We start from the raw sequence: 17089 nt of genomic DNA, 5'->3' as shown, positions 1-17089 counted from the left end.
TTAGGGGCACACCCGACATGAAGCGAACGCTGGTGTTCCTCTCCCTGCTGCTCGTCCTGCCGCTCGCCGCCCACGCCCAGCTCACGACGCCGGCGGAGAAGTCCGCTTCCCGGACCATCGATGCCGGAGCCCTCCGGGCGCACATCAGCTTCCTGGCCTCGGATCTGCTCGAGGGTCGGGGCCCGGGTACACGCGGCGACGCGCTGGCCCAGCAATACATCGCGACGCAGTTCCAGCTTCTGGGCCTGAAGCCTGTGTTGCCGGATGGGAGCTACCTGCAGCCCTTCGAGCTGGTGGGCCTGACGGGCCACCCCGAGACGATGACCTTCACCAGCGCCTCGGGGCGCATGGAGCTGCGGTACCTCGACGACTTCATCGCGAACCCGGGCGTGCAGACTCCGCAGGCCGTGTTGCAGGACTCGGAGCTGGTCTTCGTGGGCTATGGCATCCAGGCGCCCGAGTACGAGTGGGACGACTTCAAGGGGATGGACCTGAGGGGCAAGACGCTCCTCATCCTGAACAACGATCCGGAGGATGATCCGAAGCTCTTCGGGGGCAAGGCACGGCTCTGGTACGGCCGGTGGGATTACAAGTACGAGCAGGCCGCGAAGGTGGGGGCCGCCGGAGCGATCATCATCCACACGACCCAGAGCGCCGGGTACCCGTGGCAGGTGGTGCAGACGTCCTGGTCGGGCGAGCAGTTCGAGCTGCCGGCCTCGGCCGAGACGCCGCGCCTCCAGGTGAAGGCCTGGACGACGGAGCAGGCCACGCGTCGGGTGATGCAGCTCACGGGGACGGACATCGACACGTTGCGCACGGCGGCGCAGAAGCGTGACTTTCGCCCGGTGCCGCTGCGGGTGAAGGTGTCCACGCGCTTCGCCAACCAGGTGCGCCGGCGGCCCACGGCGAACGTGCTGGGCCTGCTCCCGGGGAGTGATCCGAAGCTCTCCCGGGAGGTGGTGCTCTATACGGCGCACCATGATCACCTAGGCGTGAAGGCGGACGCGAAGCCGGGCGAGGACGCCATCTACAACGGCGCGGTGGACAATGCGTCGGGGGTGGCGGCGATGCTCGAGGTGGCGAAGGCCTTCACCACCCTGCCGAAGGCGCCGCCGCGCTCCATCCTCTTCGCGGCGGTGGCGGCCGAGGAGCAGGGGCTGCTGGGCTCGCAATACCTGGCCGAGCATCTGCCGGTGCATCCAGGGCGGGTGGCGGCCAACGTCAACATCGACGGGCTCAACATCCACGGGCGCACGCGGGACGTCACGGTCATCGGGCTGGGCAAATCTTCCCTGGACAAGTTGCTCACCTCGCTGGTGCAGGCCCAGGGGCGGCTCGTGAGGGGGGATCCATTGCCGGACCGGGGGTTCTTCTACCGCTCGGACCAGTTCAACTTCGCGAAGCTCGGCATCCCCTCCGCCTACTTCAGCAGCGGCATGGACTTCATCGGCCGGCCGCCGGGGTGGGGCAAGGAGCGCCGTGAGAAGTGGGAGGCCCAGCACTACCATCAGCCCTCGGACGAGCTGAGGCCGGACTGGGACTTCTCCGGCGCGGTGGAGGACGTGCGGCTCTTCTTCCTGATTGGCGCCAACGTGGCCCGAACGAAGGAGCTGCCCCGCTGGAACCCGGGGGATGAGTTCGAAGCCCCTCGGCTCCAGGCGCTCGAGGCCCTGAAATCCGAGGGGCCGAGGTAGCACGCGCTTCGTCCACTCCTCGTCGAGCGGATGATTTGGTGCCGGCATCCCTACACTTGGGATGTTAAACCTCAGGCCATGCCTGAGTTCCAGCTCGTTAGCGACTACAAGCCCCAGGGCGACCAACCGCGCGCCATCGGTGAGCTCACCGAGGGAATTCTGCGTGGGGACCGCTACCAGACCCTGCTTGGCGTCACGGGTTCGGGCAAGACGTTCACCATGGGGAACGTCATCGCCAACGTGAAGCGGCCCACCCTGCTCATCGCGCACAACAAGACGCTCGCCGCCCAGCTCTACGGTGAGTACAAGGCGCTCTTCCCCCACAACGCCGTCGAGTACTTCGTCTCGTACTTCGACTACTACCAGCCCGAGGCGTACATCCCCACCACGGACACGTTCATCGAGAAGGACTCCTCGGTGAACGATGAGATCGAGCGCATGCGCCACTCGGCCACGCACTCGCTGCGCACGCGTGACGACGTGCTCATCGTGGCCAGCGTGTCCTGCATCTACGGCCTCGGTACGGCACGCTCGTACGTGGACATGGCCGTGCGCGTGGACGTGGGCGCCGAGCTGGGCCGCGACAGCTTCATCCGCAAGCTGGTGGAGAGCCAGTACGAGCGCAATGACCTCGATTTCCACCGCGGCACCTTCCGCGCTCGGGGCGACACCGTGGAGGTGTTCCCCGCGTACGAAGAGGAGCGCGCCGTCCGTGTCAGCTTCTTCGGCGACGAGGTGGAGAAGATCACCGAGTTCGATCCGCTGCGCGGCGTGACGCTGGGCGCGCTGGAGAAGGTCGTCATCTTCCCCGCGAGCCACTACGTCACCGAGGTGGACACCCGCAAGCGCGCGCTGCAGACCATCCGCGACGAGCTGTCCGAGCGCCTCCAGCAGTTCAAGCACGAGGGCAAGCTGCTCGAGGCCCAGCGGCTGGAGCAGCGCACGATGTACGACCTCGAGATGATCGAGCAGGTGGGGTACTGCAACGGCATCGAGAACTACTCGAGGCACTTCTCGGGGCGGCCGCCTAACGAGCCGCCGCCGTGCCTGCTGGACTACTTCCCGCGCAACATGCTGGTGCTCATCGACGAGAGCCACCAGACGGTGCCCCAGATTGGCGCCATGTACCGCGGCGACCGTTCGCGCAAGGAGACGCTGGTGGATCACGGTTTCCGTCTGCCCAGCGCCCTGGACAACCGCCCGCTCAAGTTCACCGAGTTCGAGGACATGGTGCAGCAGGCCGTGTTCGTCTCCGCCACTCCCGCTGAGTACGAGCTGCAGAAGTGCAAGGGCGTGGTGGTGGAGCAGATCATCCGCCCCACGGGCCTGACGGATCCCGAGGTGGAGGTGCGCCCGGCGCGCAATCAGGTGGACGACGTGCTGGAGGAGGTGCGCAAGCGCATCGCCAAGAAAGAGCGCGTGCTCGTCACCACCCTCACCAAGCGCATGGCGGAGGACCTCACCGAGTACCTCACCGACGTGGGCGTGAAGGTGCGTTACCTGCACTCGGACATTGGCGCCATCGAGCGCACCGCCATCATCCGCGACCTGCGCAAGGGCGAGTTCGACGTGCTGGTGGGCATCAACCTGCTGCGCGAGGGCCTCGACATCCCCGAGGTGTCCCTGGTGGCCATCTTCGACGCGGACAAAGAGGGCTTCCTGCGCAGCCACGTGTCCCTCATCCAGACCATCGGCCGCGCCGCGCGTAATCTCAATGGCCGCGTCATCATGTACGCGGAGTCCGTGACGGACTCGATGAAGCTGGCCATCGAGGAGACCAACCGCCGTCGCGAGGTGCAGCGCGCCTACAACGCGGAGCATGGGATCACACCCAAGGCAGTGAAGAGCCACATCCTCGACCTGTCCGAGCACCTCTACGACGCGGACCCGTCCGAGCTGCCTCTGGCCGCCGACTCGGCCAACGACCTGCTGGAGCCCAAGGAGATCAAACGCCTCATCGGCGAGTTCACCAAGGACATGCAGCACTACGCGGACGAGATGCAGTTCGAGAAGGCCGCGGAGATTCGTGACCGCATCCTGGTGCTCAAGGACATGGAGCTGGGGCTCAAGCCGCCTAGCCGCTCCCTGCTCAAGGCCCCACCCAAGCCATCCGACGAGAAGAAGCCCGGCACGCCCGGGGGACGCAGTGGGAAGCGCGGAGGCCCGTCGCGAGGCAAGGGCGGGGGTCCGCCCCACGGCAAGACGGGTATCGGGCCGAGGAGGAGTCGCTAACCCCGTATGGACGCGAAGCTTGAAGCGAAGCTGGACGCTCTCCCCACCGAACCCGGCGTGTACCTGATGAAGGACCGCCGGGGAGAAATCATCTACGTGGGCAAGGCGGTCAACCTGCGCAACCGGGTGCGCTCCTACTTCACCCGGACCGGGGACACTCGCGCCTTCGTGTCGCTGTTGGATCAGTTCCTCGGCGACATTGAGACGGTGCTCGTTCACAACGAGAAGGAAGCGCTCCTCCTCGAGAACGAGCTCATCAAGAAGCACAAGCCGCGCTTCAACGTCCTCCTCAAGGACGACAAGCAGTACATCTCGCTGCGGTTGGATCGCACCCAGGCCTATCCCCGGCTGGAGGTGGTGCGGAAGTATCAGAAGGACGGTGCGCGCTACTTCGGCCCGTACTCCAGCGCGAGCGCCATCCGAGAGACGCTGCGCATCATCAACCGCTACTTCCACCTGCGCACCTGCACGGACCACGTGCTCGCCAACCGCAAGCGGCCCTGTCTGCTGCATCAGATCGGCCGCTGCCCCGCGCCCTGCGTCTACCCCGTCTCGGAGCAGGAGTATCGCAAGAGCGTGGACGAGGTGGTCCTCTTCCTCGAGGGCAGGGCAGGGGAGTTGGTGGACGGGCTGCGCGCACGCATGAAGCAGGCTGCCGGCGAGCTCAAGTTCGAGGAGGCCGCACGCGTTCGCGACCAACTGCTCGCTATCGAGCGCAGCCTCGAGCGCCAGAAGGTGGCCACCACCGACTTCAAGGATCAGGACGTCTTCGCCTTCCACCGCGAGGGGGACCGGCTGCTCGTCTACGTCCTCTACGTCCGCCAGGGCCGGCTCAACGGTGGCCAGGCCTTCCCGCTCGGCAGCCAGGAGTTCCCCGACGAGGAGCTGCTGCCGTCCTTCGTCAACCTCTACTACGACCAGGGCAACTTCGTGCCGGAGGAGGTGCTTCTCCCTCTGGACATTGAGGAGCGCGAGGGTCTGGAGGCGCTGCTCACCGAGCGCAAGGGAGAGCGCGTCCGCGTGATGGTGCCCAAGCGGGGCGAGAAGCGCGACCTGGTGGAGATGGCGCAGAAGAACGCCGAGCAGGCCGTCCTCGAGCGCCGCCGTACCAAGGACGAGACCGAAGTGGTACTGCGCCGGCTCCAGGATCGGCTGCACCTGCGCCACCTGCCGCGCCGCATGGAGTGCTTCGACATCTCGCACTTCCAGGGCTCCAGCATCGTCGCCTCGCAGGTGGCCGCCACGGATGGGGAGATCGACAAGTCCCGCTACCGTCGCTACCGCATCAAGACGCTGGAGAAGCAGGACGACTTCGCCAGCATGCATGAGGTCATCACCCGCCGGCTCAAGCGCGGCCAGGAGGAGGGGGACCTGCCTGACCTGTTGGTCATCGACGGTGGCAAGGGACAGCTCGCCAGCGCGCTCGCCGCCGCCAAGGACCTGGGCATCGAGGACGTGGACATCATCTCCCTGGCCAAGAGCCGTGACCTGGAGGTCCATGACCGCGACGAGGAGAGCGCCCGCAGCCCCGAGCGCGTCTTCCTCCCTCACCGCAAGGATCCCATCGTCCTGCGTCAGAACTCGGCGGAGCTCTACCTGCTCACTCGCCTGCGCGACGAGGCCCACCGCTTCGCGATCACCTTTCAACAAAAGAGCATGCGCAAGGGCAACTTCCACTCTGTCCTGGAGGACATTCCAGGGGTGGGGGAGACGCGCAAGAAGCTGCTGCTGCGCCAGTTTGGCTCGCTCAAGCGGGTGCGCGAGGCGACCATCGAGGAGCTCGCCGAGGTGCTCGGGCCCACGGTGGCCGAGCGGGTCCATGCTGCTCTCCACGGTCATCCCGAGGACGACCCAGAGGATCCTATCCGCGAAGCCTCCCTGGCGGATGCGGGTGCCCTGGTGGACGAAAAGTCAGAAGAAGGGTCGCCACCCGGCTCGCCGTGATTAATTTCCGCTCGTAAGCGGAGCAGCGAAAAGCCGCTGAATCCGCGATGTTCTTGGGGTTTTTAATTGCGGCTGGGCTCGGCGCTGATTTATAGCGGACAGGTCCAGTCGAGACGTCTTCAAGGGGCGAGGGACCGACATGAGGCTCTATCCAAAGGTGATCCCGATCATCTCCCGGGAGGTCGTCCAGAGGCTGATGCAGGACGGGGATATCGAGGTGGAGCCGATGCGCGTGGCTGACGCCGAGATGGACCTTTCTGCCATCATGCGTGAGTACCTGGCGAACGAGGAGCGCGTGAATCAGGCCACGCGCGAGGCCCTGGAGCGCAGGGGTTACGACTACTCCAAGTTCAACCAGGTCAAGCGTGAGATGGCCGACGTCCGCGGCTTCAAGATGGGCGACGAAGGCATCGAATACGTCATCAACCAGATGATCGAATTCCTCCTCATCAGCCGCAACGTCGAGGAGGTCTATGCCGCCGACAACGTGCTGCGTCAGAAGATCCACGCGGTGATGAAGAAGCACCTCGACGTGGACGAGGAGATCGACAAGGAGGCGCGTTCCCGCCTGAAGCATCTGCAGGAGGGCACCAGCGCTTTCGACATCGAGTACAACAAGACGGTGGAGCAGATCCGCCGGGCTCGCGGTCTCATCTAGACCAGGCAAGAGGGCGAGCCCCTGCTCGCCTGGCTAGTCCGAGCCGACATCCGAGACCTCCGCTGCTTACCCTCCTAGGAGGAGGCAGCGTTCGATGGCGGGAATCCTCTCTAGCTTCGTGCTTACCGGGTTGCTCGCAGCAGGCCCGGTGGGCTTCACCTTCGATGGTCCCGAGGCCACCGCTCGTACGGTCGGCAACGTCGGATTCTTCACACAGGGCCCCAGCCCCTTCACGGATCTCTTCGAGCGGGGAACCGGCTCGGCAGAGCTGTCCGTGCAGGACCGTATCTCGGACGTCCGGGCGCTCTATGGCGACGCCGGAAGCCTGGTGGCCACCTTCGACATCGCGGGGGACACCTACCGGGTCGAGCTGGAGCAGGTGGGCTTCCCACCGGCTCAGGCGCTGTCCGCGACGGGACCTCTGCCTCCACCCCCGGCCCAAGCCATCTCGGGAGGGGTGGTGCTGAACCAGGACATGCACGGGGGAGCGCCGCTCGGTGCCGCCAACATGTCGCGGGTGCGGGCAGCGGTGGCCCTCTGGGGCGTGGGTCGCGTCTGGCGTAACGGGCAGCTGCTCACGGACACGGCCGTCATCCACGCCGCCGCTCTGGAGCGGGGTGCCCATGCGGATGATGACACCTTCCGAACGTTGCCCGTGGCGCGTCCGGGGGACACCGAACTGGACGTCCTGGTGTGGAACCTGCCTCGCGAGGCCGAGCCGCGTGGCTTCATCCAGTTCGACTTCGAGGACGTGGCCATCACCGTGGATGGCGTGGACGTGCCCGCGGTTGCGGTGGTGCCCACTGCGGGGGCGTTCGTCGGCGTCGCGCCGCCGTCCTCGCCAGTGCCGGGTGGGGCTTCGCTGGGCTCCGTTCCCAACACCACGCCCCAGCAGCAGCAGGGGGTCGGGGGCTCCGGCCTGGCTGGTGTGGACTCAGGACAGTTCGGAGCTGGACAGGGGCAGTTCGGAGCGGGCCAAGGACAGTTCGGAGCTGGACAGGGGCAGTTCGGGGCAGGGCAGGGTCAGTTCGGAGCGGGACAGGGTCAGTTCGGCACGGGGGCTGTGGCGGGAACTCAGCCTGGAGGCTTCCCCGTGCTGACGGGAACGCAGCAGGTGGATCCCAATGACACCACCCTGCCCGTGGTCGCGAATGCGGCGGGTCAAAGCGTGCTCCAGCCTTTCCAGAACCCGGGTCGAGTGACGCTTTCCGCGGGGACTCCCGCTCAGCCCGAGGTTGGGACGCCTGGCTTCCCGGGGACGCCCATCGTCCCGGAGGCCTTCCTGACTCCGGATTCCCCGGGACGGGTCGCGCTCAACGCGAACGAGCCCGGGCCGCCGGGTCAGCCCGAGGCGCGGCTTCCCGCCCTTTCGGCGACGCCCATCGTCCCGGATGCCTTCCAGAACCCCGATCGGGTGCGGATCGCCAGCCAATTGCCTCCGGCCTCGGTGGGGGGCTTCGTGCCGCTGAGCCCGGCGCCGCAGTCCACCTTCCTCTCCACCAGTGGCTCGTTCTCCGTGGTCCCGTTGGTGCCTGGAGTGCCCGGGCCGGAGTTCGCTTTTGGTGGTGCTCGGGTCTCGCCTGGAGTGGTGAGCACGCCGGCCACGGGGCAGGTGCAGTCCCCGGCGGTGCCGCTCGTCGCCACACCGCAGCCGCTGACCAGTCAGACCGCGGTGCCGTTCGTCGCCAATCCGCTGCCGCTCAATGGTCTGCCTGCTGTGCCGCTCATCTCCACGCCGGCGCCGCTCAACGCGCAGCCCATCAACACTCTGCCTGGCGCCACGACAGCGGCCCCGGCGGCGACGACAGCGGCCCCGGCGGCGGCTCTCGGTGGTGGCGCTGCGCCCTCGCCCTAACGTCTCTCCGGCTCGCCCCCGCTCCTCCTGGGTGAGGGCGGGGGGCCGCGAGGCGAAAAATTGACCCTCTGCTACTGGGCTGTAGCTTGGCGCACATGACAACACCCGCTGCCGCCCTCGTTGCCGCTCCCGCGACGCTGCGCCGCGCGGGGGCCGATCCCCTCCGCCAGGCCGTGGAGCACCTCGGGCACTCGCTCCCCAAGCGTGCCGACGCCACCGTGCTGCTGGACTTCCTGGAGGATGACCTGCGCGAGGGGCTCAATGCGCTCGGCGAGGTCGAGGCGCACTTCTCCGACGTGCTCGAGGCCCTTCAGCCGGACACGCTGTCCCAGTTGTCGCTGCTCCAGGCAGGAGATGACTACCTGGTGCTGGAGCGGCTGGAGGTGTTGATGGGCGTGGTGACGCGCCTCCGTCGCCGGCTGTCGCAGGCGGCGGGGTTGATGCGTCAGGCGCCTACCACTTGAGGCTCTCCTTGCCCTGGGCCTGACGGCTCTTCTCGCCCGGGCGGGAGAACGAGGTGAGGGTGGCGCGCACAGCCCCGAGGTCGATGGTGCCCAGGGCCGCGAGCGGCAGTCGGCGCTCGTCGTCGGTAATCCACACGTGCACCTCGCGGCTCATCGAGGGCTTGTCCAGACGGACCGCGGTGCCGGACAGGTGCCAGGCGTCGAACTCGCCGAGAGGCGTGGACACGTGCTCGCGCTTCAACACGCTGCCCGTCATCCGCCACATGCGGCGCACGCCGTAGACGTCGAAGCAGATGGGCATGCCCTCCTTCATGGGGAGCTGGCGCATCATGTAGATGGCGCCGGCCACGTCCATGCCCTCATGGTCGTAGGAGTAGTTGTTGTGGCCCTTCCTGCCTCTCTGGACGTAGTCCACGCGGACGCGGCGTTCCTTGGAGTTGAAGGCCACCTCCACGGAGCGGTGCTGCTCGTTCTCCATGGCCTCCTCGGTGTAGCGCGAGGGCCGCAGCGTCTTCGGGTGCAGGTAGCTCATCGCGGTGGCGTCCACCCGGCGCACCTTGGAGAAGAAGGAGTTGGTCTGCACCTTGACCTGGACCGGGAGCGAGCCGTCCTGCTTCTTCTGCACCGTCATGGTCATCTTGCCAGCGGTGGCCCCCATGGCATCGAGGTCGAACTCGAGCAGCTCGCCCGGAGCGAAGGCGAACGGGCTGCGCAGGGGGGGCAGGGGCTGAGCGCACAGGGGGACGGGGGTCTTCGCCGCCTTCGCCTCCGCTGGTGCGGGGGGCTTGTTGTCCTCGGGCCCGTCCGCGTCCGGCAGCTGCGCCCAGGCCGCGGAGGTGAAGCTGAACAGGAGGGCTGCGAGGGCTGTGCGCATGGCGGTCATCCTTGATTCCAGGTAAGGGGTCTCCACGTCACTTCGGACGGACGCCCGAACGCTTCGCGTATTCGGACGCTTCCCAGCGCTTCCTCAACCGCGTGGTCATCTCCCGGCGTACCTGCTCCCACTGCCGGGGATCCGTCTCCACTTCATACCCCGACCGGGTGAGCCGACGCGCGGCCTCCCGTGCGAATGTCTGCTCTCCGAGCGACTCCAACAGTTGGAGGTACTCGTAGTCCTCGAGTCCGTCACGGAGGTGTTTCAGGCGCAGGGAGACCACGGGCTGGTGGCGGGTGAAGCCCGGCCGTGACGGGGTGCCCGGGTAGAAGAAGGTGCCGTCGCCGTTGCCGCCGAACTCGAAGAGGTCCTTCCAGGGATCCTTCGTGTTGTAGGCGAACACGGTGTCGAAATAGAGCTCGCCATCCACGCCGGAGAGGAAGGCCAGCGGGCCCATGGCCCGGTTGAGCGGGGCGGGGTGATCCACCATGTAGGAGGCCCAGCCGCTGTAGACCTTCTCCACCGAGGGGTCTTCCGCGGGACCGCCGGTGCAGCCGTGCGAATTGCAGCTCTGGTACCACCACACCTTCACGTGGGGCTCGAGCTTGCCGCGCAGCGCCTTCAGCGGGAGGACGTTGCGGCACGTTTGCGGCCCGGGGCGCGGGAAGAAGCAGTTGAGGGTGGGCGCGAGGATGTCCGCCGAGCCACGCAGCGCCTCATCCAACGGGGTGGTGACGAGCACCGGCACGTCCTTGTTGGCCGCGCGCACTCGCTGGGCCTGGGCGCGCACGAGCGGCACGTCCTCCGGCTTCGGCTCGTCCTTGGCATAGAAGAAGAGCCGCGCGCGCCAGCCCTTCTCGCGGAAGTGCTCGGCTAGGGCGCGGTAGTACGCGGCCTTCTCCTTGTCGGTGCGGGCCGCCGGGTTGTCGCGCACGTCGGTGGTGGTGAAGCGGGCCCCCGAGGGCAGGGCAGTCCCCTCCAGGAAGGGCGCCAGCTCCGCGTCATACGTGCTGAAGTCCACCACCGGCTTGCCGTCCTCGAAGCGCACCGGAGGCGGGTTCATGCTCATGCCATGGGCGCTGACGCGGTGGGACAGCAGGGCGAGCGCGTAGTCCCGCAGCAGCTCGCGCGCCTCGGGGGACTCGGGCTTCAACCCGTGCCCCTTGGCGATGCTGTAGAGCGAGATGCCGAAGCTGTTCGGCAGCGAGGAGGTCGCCGGCAGCACGAAGGGCTGCACCTCCGCGGAGAAAGGCACGGGCGAGAGCGGCTTGCCATCCGCCTCCATGCTCAGTGCGCCCTGGTATGTGCCCGGCACCTGTTGCTCTGGCGCGCACAGCTCCACGTAGAGGACGGTGGGTGTTCCCTTGGGGCCCGGTGGGGCCTCCACCGGCACGAGCGGATCCGGCCATGGCCCCGTGCCGCCCTGCGAGTTGGAGGGCGTCTTCACCTCCAGGAAGGCCTCGCGCCAGACCGAGGCCTCCAGCGTCTTGCGGCCCGGCCCCTTCAGCGCCAGCGGCTTCACCCGGAGGCGCGAGACGTCAGGCGGGAGCACCACCTGGGCGGCCTCGCACTCACCGCGCGCGAGGCTCAACCGCGCCTCCTTCTCACCCTTCAGCGTGACTCCCGGCCGCACCTTCTCCAGCGCGGACACCACCCGAGGCTCTGGTGCCGCGGCCAGCATCGCCGCGAGCAACCCCTGCGCCGCCCAACCCGCCCCCATGTCTCCCCCTGTCCGCGGCGACCGCGTGGTGCCGCTCTAGATTCCGTTCCGGGCCGTCGCCGCCGGAAGCGGTGCGACGACCTTGCCCTGCTCGTACTCCGTCAACTCCGCGACGAGGGAGCCCAGGGCGAGCTCCGCCTCGATGCGTACCGGCAGGCGGCGCGCGTCCGCCGTCAGCCAGGCCGTCATGTCGCGCTTGGCGGCCAGGTTGCCGGAGAACTCGGTGTGCACGCGCAGCCGGTACACCTCCTGCTTCCCCAGCTTCGTCTGCAGCGTCTCCTTCGCCTCCACCTTCGCCTTCATCAGGAAGTTCTTCGAGCCGGTGAAGACGGGGTAGGCGTACTCCTGGCCCACGTCCAGCGGGCGGTTGCGCAGCGCGAAGGTCGCTCCCGCCACGTCGAGGGTGCCCTCGGCCAGCTCGTGGTTGTACTCGCGCGGCGTCTCGCCCTCCTTCTGCTTCACCACGAAGGCGGACCTGCCGTCCTCGCCCATCTTCACGCGCACGCGGCGGCGCTTGTGGTTCTGGTCTTCGTGCATGTCCGAGCCCAGCACCCGCTGCGTGTTGAAATCCCAATAGGAGACGTACTTGTCCTTGACGGGCCACACCCCCGCCACCGACTCCGACTTCGCCACCGACACAATGGGCCACACTTCCTTGCCCCACTGCTTCATGGGCGCCCCCACCGTTACCTGCGCGGAGCCCGCGGTGATTCCGAGGTACTGCACGCGATAGCGCGCCTGTTCACCGGGGCCAAACGCGGCCCGGTTCTCTCCCTGGGCCAGAGCCGCTCCCGACATCAGGAGGCTGAACAGCAAACCGGTGAACATTCCCTTGCACTGCTTGCGCATCGATGGCTCCTGGCTCGGTCCCCGCGACCTGGCCAGTTGGCAGGTGCGGAAGGTAGGCAGCCGCATCCTGGCGCGCCAACTCCCCCGCCAGACAGCAACCCCCCGGCTGCATCCTCATGGACGGATCGCCGTGGGGTGCATTCAACCTCGAATTCCCCCCTTTCGTGCAGGCCCGGACACCAGGGGGGAAGAGCCCGGTGCTCCTACAGGCGAGCAGGCACGGCTCCGAGCCCCCTGGGGTGGGGGAGCCGTTTCCCTCATGAGGCTGCTAGCCTGGGAGCGGTCCGGCCGGTGTGCCGGAGCCGACACCTGGCCTAGGAGGGACGCAATGCCGTTGGACTACTACGAGGACGAGGACGAGAAGGACTCGGGTGCGAAGGGGGCCCGCAAGGACTTCGACTGCCCCGAGTGCAGCGCCAACAACCCGCTCGAGGATGCGCTCAAGGACGGCCTGGAGGTGCTCTGCAACTACTGCGGCTGCGAGTTCCTGGTGAAGGCCACGGACAACGGTCGCTTCAAGTTCAGGGAGCTGTGAGGCCCCTGGAGAGGGGCCCCTCGGCTCAGGCCCGCTCTCCGAAGATGGCGGTGCCCACCCGGACCAGGGTGGCTCCCTCCTCGATGGCGAGCTCGAAGTCATGGGTGGTGCCCATGGACAGGCCCGTCAGCCCGTGCTGCCGGGCGAGCTCCCTCAGCGTGCGGAAGTAGCCACGCGCCACCTGCTCGTCCTCGGTGGGCGGGGGCAGGGACATGAGGCCCTCCACCTTCAGGCCCGGTAGCGCGCGCACGGACTCCAGGAAGGACCCGAGCGCCTCGGGCGCCAGCCCGCTCTTGCTGGCTTCGCCGCCCACATTCACCTCCACGTAGCAGGGGATGGGCGCGTCCTGTCGGCGGCGGGACAGCTCTTGGGCCACCTCCAACCGGTCCAGTGCGTGGAACGACAGCGCGGCCTTCGCCACGTACTTCACCTTGTTCGTCTGCAACGGCCCAATGGCGTGCCAGCGCAGGCCCTCCAGGTCCGCCAGCTCCGTGGCCTTGTCCCGCAGCTCCTGCGCGTAGTTCTCCCCGAAGTCCCGCTGCCCCGCTGCGTACGCCTCGCGGATGAGGGCCGCCGGCTTCAGCTTGGACACGGCCACCAGGGTGACGGAGCCGGGCTCCCGCCCCGCGCGGACACACGCCTTCTCTACCCGCGCTCGGATCTCTGCCAGTCGCTCGGCGATGTGGCTCATGGGGTGCTCCAGGGAAGGGGGAGGCCGGCCCGGGCGAGCAGCTCGAGCGTCTCACCCAACGGAAGGCCGATGACGTTGGTGGGGCTGCCCTCGATTGCCGCCACCAGGAATCCACCCTTTCCTTGAATGGCGTAGCCACCTGCCTTGTCCAGGGACTCGCCGGTGCTGGCGTACCAGGCAATCTCCCCGGCGCTCAGCGCACGGAAGGTGACGCGGGTGCGTACTACCAGCGCATGCTCCGCCGTGGGCCCCGCCAGTGCCACGCCGGTCTGGACCTCGTGTGTCCTGCCCGACAGCCGGCCCATCATCTCCCGGACCTCGGCCTCGTCGCGGGGCTTGCCGAGCAGCTCCTCTCCGAGGACCACGGTGGTGTCCGCCGCCAGGACCCAGGCGCCGGGAGTGCGAGCCGCCACCGTTCTGGCCTTTTCCCGGGCCAGCCTGAGCACGTAGGCTTGGGCCGCCTCTCCGGGGTGAGGGGTTTCGTCGATGTCCGCGGCGGACACCTCGAAGGCCAGTCCGAGCTGGCCGAGCAACTCGCGCCGACGCGGCGAAGCGGACGCGAGAACGAGCCGGGTTTGACCCACTGATGTGTGCATGTTACGGCTCGCCTCTAGCAGAACTGCGCCCTGGAGTGGACTCTGGATGAATCCCGCGGACCTGCTCGCGGCCATGACGCGCACGGTGGAGCAGTTGGCCGCCTACAACGACATCGCCAAGGCACTGACCTCCACGCTCGAGTTGCGTGAGGTACTGAACTTGATGATGGAGAAGGTGCGCAGCTTGCTGCGCCCCCGCAACTGGTCGCTGCTGTTGCAGGACGAGCGCACCAGCAAGCTCTACTTCGAGATCGCCGTAGGGGAGGGGGCGGACGTGCTCAAGGGCCTGCAGCTGGCCCCGGGCGAGGGCATCGCCGGCACCGTCTTCTCCACGGGGACGGCGCGGCTGGTGGAGGACGTGTCGCACGATCCGTCCTTCGCCTCGCGCTTCGACGCGGCCTCGGCCTTCCGCACCCGCTCCATCGTGGCGGTGCCCCTCATCGCGCGGGGCCGGGTGCTGGGCGTCATCGAGCTGGTGAATGGCGTGACGGACCGGCCCTTTACCCAGGATGACCTGATGGCGCTGACGGCCATTGCGGACTTCGCGGCCATCGCCATCGAGAACGCGCGCAACTTCCGGCGCGTGCAGGAGCTGACGATCACCGACGAGCACACGGGCGTCTACAACGCTCGGCACTTGCGCGCGCAGCTGGAGCACGAGGTGCGGCGCTCGCAGCGCTTCCACCACCCGGTGTCGCTCGTCTTCCTGGACCTGGACCGCTTCAAGTCCATCAACGATGCCCACGGGCACCTGGTGGGCAGCGCCGTGCTGAAGGAGGTGGGCGAGCTGCTCGTCTCGTGCTGCCGGCAGCTGGACTACGTCTTCCGCTATGGCGGGGACGAGTTCGCCCTGCTGCTGGTGGAGACGGGCACGGACGGGGCGATGACGAGCGCCACCCGCATCCGCGACGCCTTCCGCACCCGGCGCTTCCAGCAGTCGCAGGGGTTGGACCTGCAGGTGACGGCGAGCCTCGGGGTGGCCACCTACCCGGAGCACGCGCTGTCGTCGGTGGACCTGGTCCGGGCTGCGGACTTCGCCATGTACGCCGCAAAGGCCCGGGGCCGCGATGACATCTGCATCGCCGTACCCCACGCGGACATGCCCGGGGGCCCGGTCATGAGGCACGGCAAGAAATGAAGAAGGGGGCGCCCCCCGAAGGGTGACGCCCCCTGGACGAGAGGCCGGGCCTCTCGTGGCGACTACCCGCCGACGACCTGGTCGATGGCGGCGGTGTTGGTCTCCACCTTGCCGCTCTTCTTGAGCTGCTTGAGGAAGGAGTCGGCCACCTCGTACTGCTTGGCCTGCTCGGCCTGCTTGCGCAGCTCGTCCTTCTTCTCGGCGAACTTCGCGTCATCCGGGAGCTGGCGCTCGGTCACCTGCGCCACCACGAAGCCCTCGCCCACGGGGTAGGCCTGGTCGAGCACCTGCGCGCCCTTGGTGGCGAACACGGCCGTGAGCAGGTCCGGCGCGGGGCCCAGGTGGGGCACGTTGGTGCTGGCGGCGTTGAAGGTGTCCGTCTGCACCGCCTCCGGACGCGTCTCCGTCTCGAAGCGCAGCAGCGCCGGCTGGCCCTCCTTCTCCGGCGGGAAGAGCGCGGTGAGCGCCTTGCCACCCTTCACCTCGGCCAGCGCCTTCTGCGCCTCGGCCTGGGCGAGCTCCTTGGCCTTCTCCCGCTTGTAGAGCGTGGTGGCGATCTCGTCCTGCACCTCCTCCAGCTTCTTGTCCTGGGCGGGCTTCTTCTCCTCCACCTTCACCAGGTGGATGCCGAACGGCGTCTCGACGGGCTGCGTCAGCTGGCCGGCCTCGAGCGCGAAGGCCGCGTTGGCCAGCGCAGGATCCCAGTTGCCGCGCTCCACCCAGCCCAGGTCTCCACCCTTGGCCTTGGTGCCCGGATCCTCGCTGCTGGCGGTGGCCACCTCGGCGAAGTCCTTGCCGCCCTCAATCTCCTTGCGCAGCGCCTGGGCGCGCTCCATCGCCTGGGCCTTCTGCTCCGGCGTGGCATTGGGGGCCACCTTGAGGAGGATCTGCCGCGCGCGGATGCGCTCGGGCTGCTGGTACACGAAGCGGTTGGCCTCGTAGTAGTCCTTGATCTCCTTCTCGTGGGCCTGACGGTAGGTGGCAAGGTCCGCGGCGCTCGGGGCCGGCACCTTGTCGGCGTACATGGTGGGCAGGAAGCGGGCGAACACGATGCGAGCCTGGTTGCCCTCCTTCTCAAAGCGCGCGCGAATCTCGTCGTCCGAGACCACCGCGCCGTTCTGCACCACCTCCATCATCTTCTGCGCGGTCAGGCGCTTGCGGATGTCCTCCTCGTAGTCCGCGGGCGTCTGCCGGAAGTAGTCGCGCAGCACCGCCTGGTACGTGGCGTAGTCGAACACCCCGTCCTTCTGGAACTCGGGGCTGCGGTGGAGGATCTTCAGGATCTCCTCATCCGAGGCACGCACGCCATGCCGCTCGCCCGCCTGGGCCAGCAGCTCCGTGTTCACCATCCGCTCCAGCACCTGCTGCGGCAGGCCGAACTGGCGGGCGACCGCCTCGGTGACCGGGCTGCCCTGCTGGCGGAGGTACTGGAGCTGCCCCGCGTACTCGCGGCGGAACTCCAGCACGGGGATCTCCTTGCCGTTGACCGTCGCGGCGGCCGAAGGCGTCGCCTGGCCTCCCGGATTGGCCGCGCCGAACCCCGAGCTGCCAGGGCCGAACTGCAAGGTGAACACCACCGCAATGGCGATGATGAAGAGGATCGAGAAAACCTTACGCGGCTCGAGAGCGTCCTTCATGATGCCGTGACCGTTTCTGTGCCTTGAGACGCGCCACGTAATTCCCGGTGGAAGGATTCGCGACGCGCGTGTGTTGGGTGCCCGGTCGGATGGTGGACGATGGAACGCCACCCTCCGTGAAGACCTTGACTGCCTAGAGCAACACCCCGGAAAATGCAAGCGATTCAGAGTAGTTAGCGAGCCCCCCTGTCGTTCCTGCCGC

At 67.7% G+C, this 17089-nt stretch carries 14 protein-coding genes; 8 read left to right on the top strand and 6 right to left on the bottom strand.

The features are described 5' to 3' along the window. Window positions 1-17 precede the first annotated feature (17 nt). The 6 genes from F0U60_RS36880 to F0U60_RS36855 all read left to right on the top strand — a co-directional run bounded on the left by F0U60_RS36880 (window position 18) and on the right by F0U60_RS36855 (window position 8847). Window positions 18-1694: a M20/M25/M40 family metallo-hydrolase gene (locus F0U60_RS36880; RefSeq protein ID WP_395806740.1), complete on the top strand. Its 1677-nt coding sequence runs from the start codon at window positions 18-20 to the stop codon at window positions 1692-1694. A 78-nt stretch (window positions 1695-1772) separates the two neighbouring features. Continuing rightward, window positions 1773-3926 (top strand): excinuclease ABC subunit UvrB, encoded by a 2154-nt coding sequence (gene uvrB / locus F0U60_RS36875; RefSeq protein ID WP_395806739.1) that lies wholly within the window; start codon window positions 1773-1775, stop codon window positions 3924-3926. 6 nt (window positions 3927-3932) lie between these two features. Then, on the top strand, window positions 3933-5870 hold the full coding sequence (uvrC, locus tag F0U60_RS36870; protein ID WP_395806738.1) for an excinuclease ABC subunit UvrC: 1938 nt from the start codon (window positions 3933-3935) through the stop codon (window positions 5868-5870). A 139-nt stretch (window positions 5871-6009) separates the two neighbouring features. Beyond that, window positions 6010-6528: a DUF507 family protein gene (locus F0U60_RS36865; RefSeq protein WP_203406424.1), complete on the top strand. Its 519-nt coding sequence runs from the start codon at window positions 6010-6012 to the stop codon at window positions 6526-6528. A gap of 94 nt (window positions 6529-6622) precedes the next feature. Further along, window positions 6623-8383: a hypothetical protein gene (locus F0U60_RS36860; RefSeq protein ID WP_395806737.1), complete on the top strand. Its 1761-nt coding sequence runs from the start codon at window positions 6623-6625 to the stop codon at window positions 8381-8383. 95 nt (window positions 8384-8478) lie between these two features. Beyond that, window positions 8479-8847: a hypothetical protein gene (locus F0U60_RS36855; RefSeq protein WP_395806736.1), complete on the top strand. Its 369-nt coding sequence runs from the start codon at window positions 8479-8481 to the stop codon at window positions 8845-8847. On the opposite strand, the gene F0U60_RS36850 is transcribed toward F0U60_RS36855, so the two are convergent. The 3 genes from F0U60_RS36850 to F0U60_RS36840 are packed head-to-tail and all read right to left on the bottom strand — an operon-like array spanning window position 8837 to window position 12290. After that, on the bottom strand, window positions 8837-9721 hold the full coding sequence (locus F0U60_RS36850; protein WP_395806735.1) for a DUF3108 domain-containing protein: 885 nt from the start codon (window positions 9719-9721) through the stop codon (window positions 8837-8839). The two genes, F0U60_RS36855 and F0U60_RS36850, sit on opposite strands and share 11 nt — an antisense overlap. 37 nt (window positions 9722-9758) lie before the next feature. After that, window positions 9759-11441 (bottom strand): DUF4091 domain-containing protein, encoded by a 1683-nt coding sequence (locus tag F0U60_RS36845; RefSeq protein WP_395806734.1) that lies wholly within the window; start codon window positions 11439-11441, stop codon window positions 9759-9761. Between the two features lie 36 nt (window positions 11442-11477). Beyond that, window positions 11478-12290, bottom strand: a complete 813-nt coding sequence (locus F0U60_RS36840) for a DUF3108 domain-containing protein (protein ID WP_395806733.1) — start codon at window positions 12288-12290, stop codon at window positions 11478-11480. 328 nt (window positions 12291-12618) lie between these two features. Here F0U60_RS36840 and F0U60_RS36835 point away from each other — a divergent pair, with 328 nt between their 5' ends. Beyond that, complete coding sequence (locus tag F0U60_RS36835; RefSeq protein ID WP_395806732.1) at window positions 12619-12825, top strand: hypothetical protein; 207 nt, start codon at window positions 12619-12621, stop codon at window positions 12823-12825. A 25-nt stretch (window positions 12826-12850) separates the two neighbouring features. Here the strand turns inward: F0U60_RS36835 and F0U60_RS36830 are convergent, their stop codons facing one another. Both F0U60_RS36830 and F0U60_RS36825 read right to left on the bottom strand, forming a co-directional pair. Beyond that, a complete protein-coding gene (locus tag F0U60_RS36830) occupies window positions 12851-13516 on the bottom strand; it encodes a YggS family pyridoxal phosphate-dependent enzyme (RefSeq protein ID WP_395806731.1) in 666 nt (221 codons plus the stop codon). Further along, complete coding sequence (locus tag F0U60_RS36825; RefSeq protein WP_395806730.1) at window positions 13513-14112, bottom strand: Maf family protein; 600 nt, start codon at window positions 14110-14112, stop codon at window positions 13513-13515. The genes F0U60_RS36830 and F0U60_RS36825 overlap by 4 nt, the downstream gene beginning before the upstream one ends. 46 nt (window positions 14113-14158) lie before the next feature. On the opposite strand from F0U60_RS36825, the gene F0U60_RS36820 reads away from it, so the two are divergent. Then, window positions 14159-15250 carry a diguanylate cyclase gene (locus F0U60_RS36820; protein ID WP_395806729.1) on the top strand — a complete coding sequence of 364 codons (1092 nt, stop codon included), beginning with the start codon at window positions 14159-14161 and terminating at the stop codon, window positions 15248-15250. 62 nt (window positions 15251-15312) lie between these two features. Here the strand turns inward: F0U60_RS36820 and F0U60_RS36815 are convergent, their stop codons facing one another. Then, window positions 15313-16887 (bottom strand): SurA N-terminal domain-containing protein, encoded by a 1575-nt coding sequence (locus F0U60_RS36815; RefSeq protein ID WP_395806728.1) that lies wholly within the window; start codon window positions 16885-16887, stop codon window positions 15313-15315. Window positions 16888-17089 lie beyond the last annotated feature (202 nt).

It is taken from the genome of Archangium minus, assembly GCF_044360475.1.
GTDB classification, from domain to species: Bacteria; Myxococcota; Myxococcia; order Myxococcales; family Myxococcaceae; genus Archangium; species Archangium minus.
This window is presented reverse-complemented; position numbering and strand designations above follow the sequence as displayed.

Excerpts from the sequence above, each read along its gene's own strand:
- F0U60_RS36880 (WP_395806740.1), top strand. The coding sequence starts at position 18 with ATGAAGCGAACGCTGGTGTTCCTCTCCCTGCTGCTCGTCCTGCCGCTC.
- uvrB (WP_395806739.1), top strand. The coding sequence starts at position 1,773 with ATGCCTGAGTTCCAGCTCGTTAGCGACTACAAGCCCCAGGGCGACCAA.
- uvrC (WP_395806738.1), top strand. The coding sequence starts at position 3,933 with ATGGACGCGAAGCTTGAAGCGAAGCTGGACGCTCTCCCCACCGAACCC.
- F0U60_RS36865 (WP_203406424.1), top strand. The coding sequence starts at position 6,010 with ATGAGGCTCTATCCAAAGGTGATCCCGATCATCTCCCGGGAGGTCGTC.
- F0U60_RS36860 (WP_395806737.1), top strand. The coding sequence starts at position 6,623 with ATGGCGGGAATCCTCTCTAGCTTCGTGCTTACCGGGTTGCTCGCAGCA.
- F0U60_RS36855 (WP_395806736.1), top strand. The coding sequence starts at position 8,479 with ATGACAACACCCGCTGCCGCCCTCGTTGCCGCTCCCGCGACGCTGCGC.
- F0U60_RS36850 (WP_395806735.1), bottom strand. The coding sequence starts at position 9,721 with ATGCGCACAGCCCTCGCAGCCCTCCTGTTCAGCTTCACCTCCGCGGCC.
- F0U60_RS36845 (WP_395806734.1), bottom strand. The coding sequence starts at position 11,441 with ATGGGGGCGGGTTGGGCGGCGCAGGGGTTGCTCGCGGCGATGCTGGCC.
- F0U60_RS36840 (WP_395806733.1), bottom strand. The coding sequence starts at position 12,290 with ATGCGCAAGCAGTGCAAGGGAATGTTCACCGGTTTGCTGTTCAGCCTC.
- F0U60_RS36835 (WP_395806732.1), top strand. The coding sequence starts at position 12,619 with ATGCCGTTGGACTACTACGAGGACGAGGACGAGAAGGACTCGGGTGCG.
- F0U60_RS36830 (WP_395806731.1), bottom strand. The coding sequence starts at position 13,516 with ATGAGCCACATCGCCGAGCGACTGGCAGAGATCCGAGCGCGGGTAGAG.
- F0U60_RS36825 (WP_395806730.1), bottom strand. The coding sequence starts at position 14,112 with ATGCACACATCAGTGGGTCAAACCCGGCTCGTTCTCGCGTCCGCTTCG.
- F0U60_RS36820 (WP_395806729.1), top strand. The coding sequence starts at position 14,159 with ATGAATCCCGCGGACCTGCTCGCGGCCATGACGCGCACGGTGGAGCAG.
- F0U60_RS36815 (WP_395806728.1), bottom strand. The coding sequence starts at position 16,887 with ATGAAGGACGCTCTCGAGCCGCGTAAGGTTTTCTCGATCCTCTTCATC.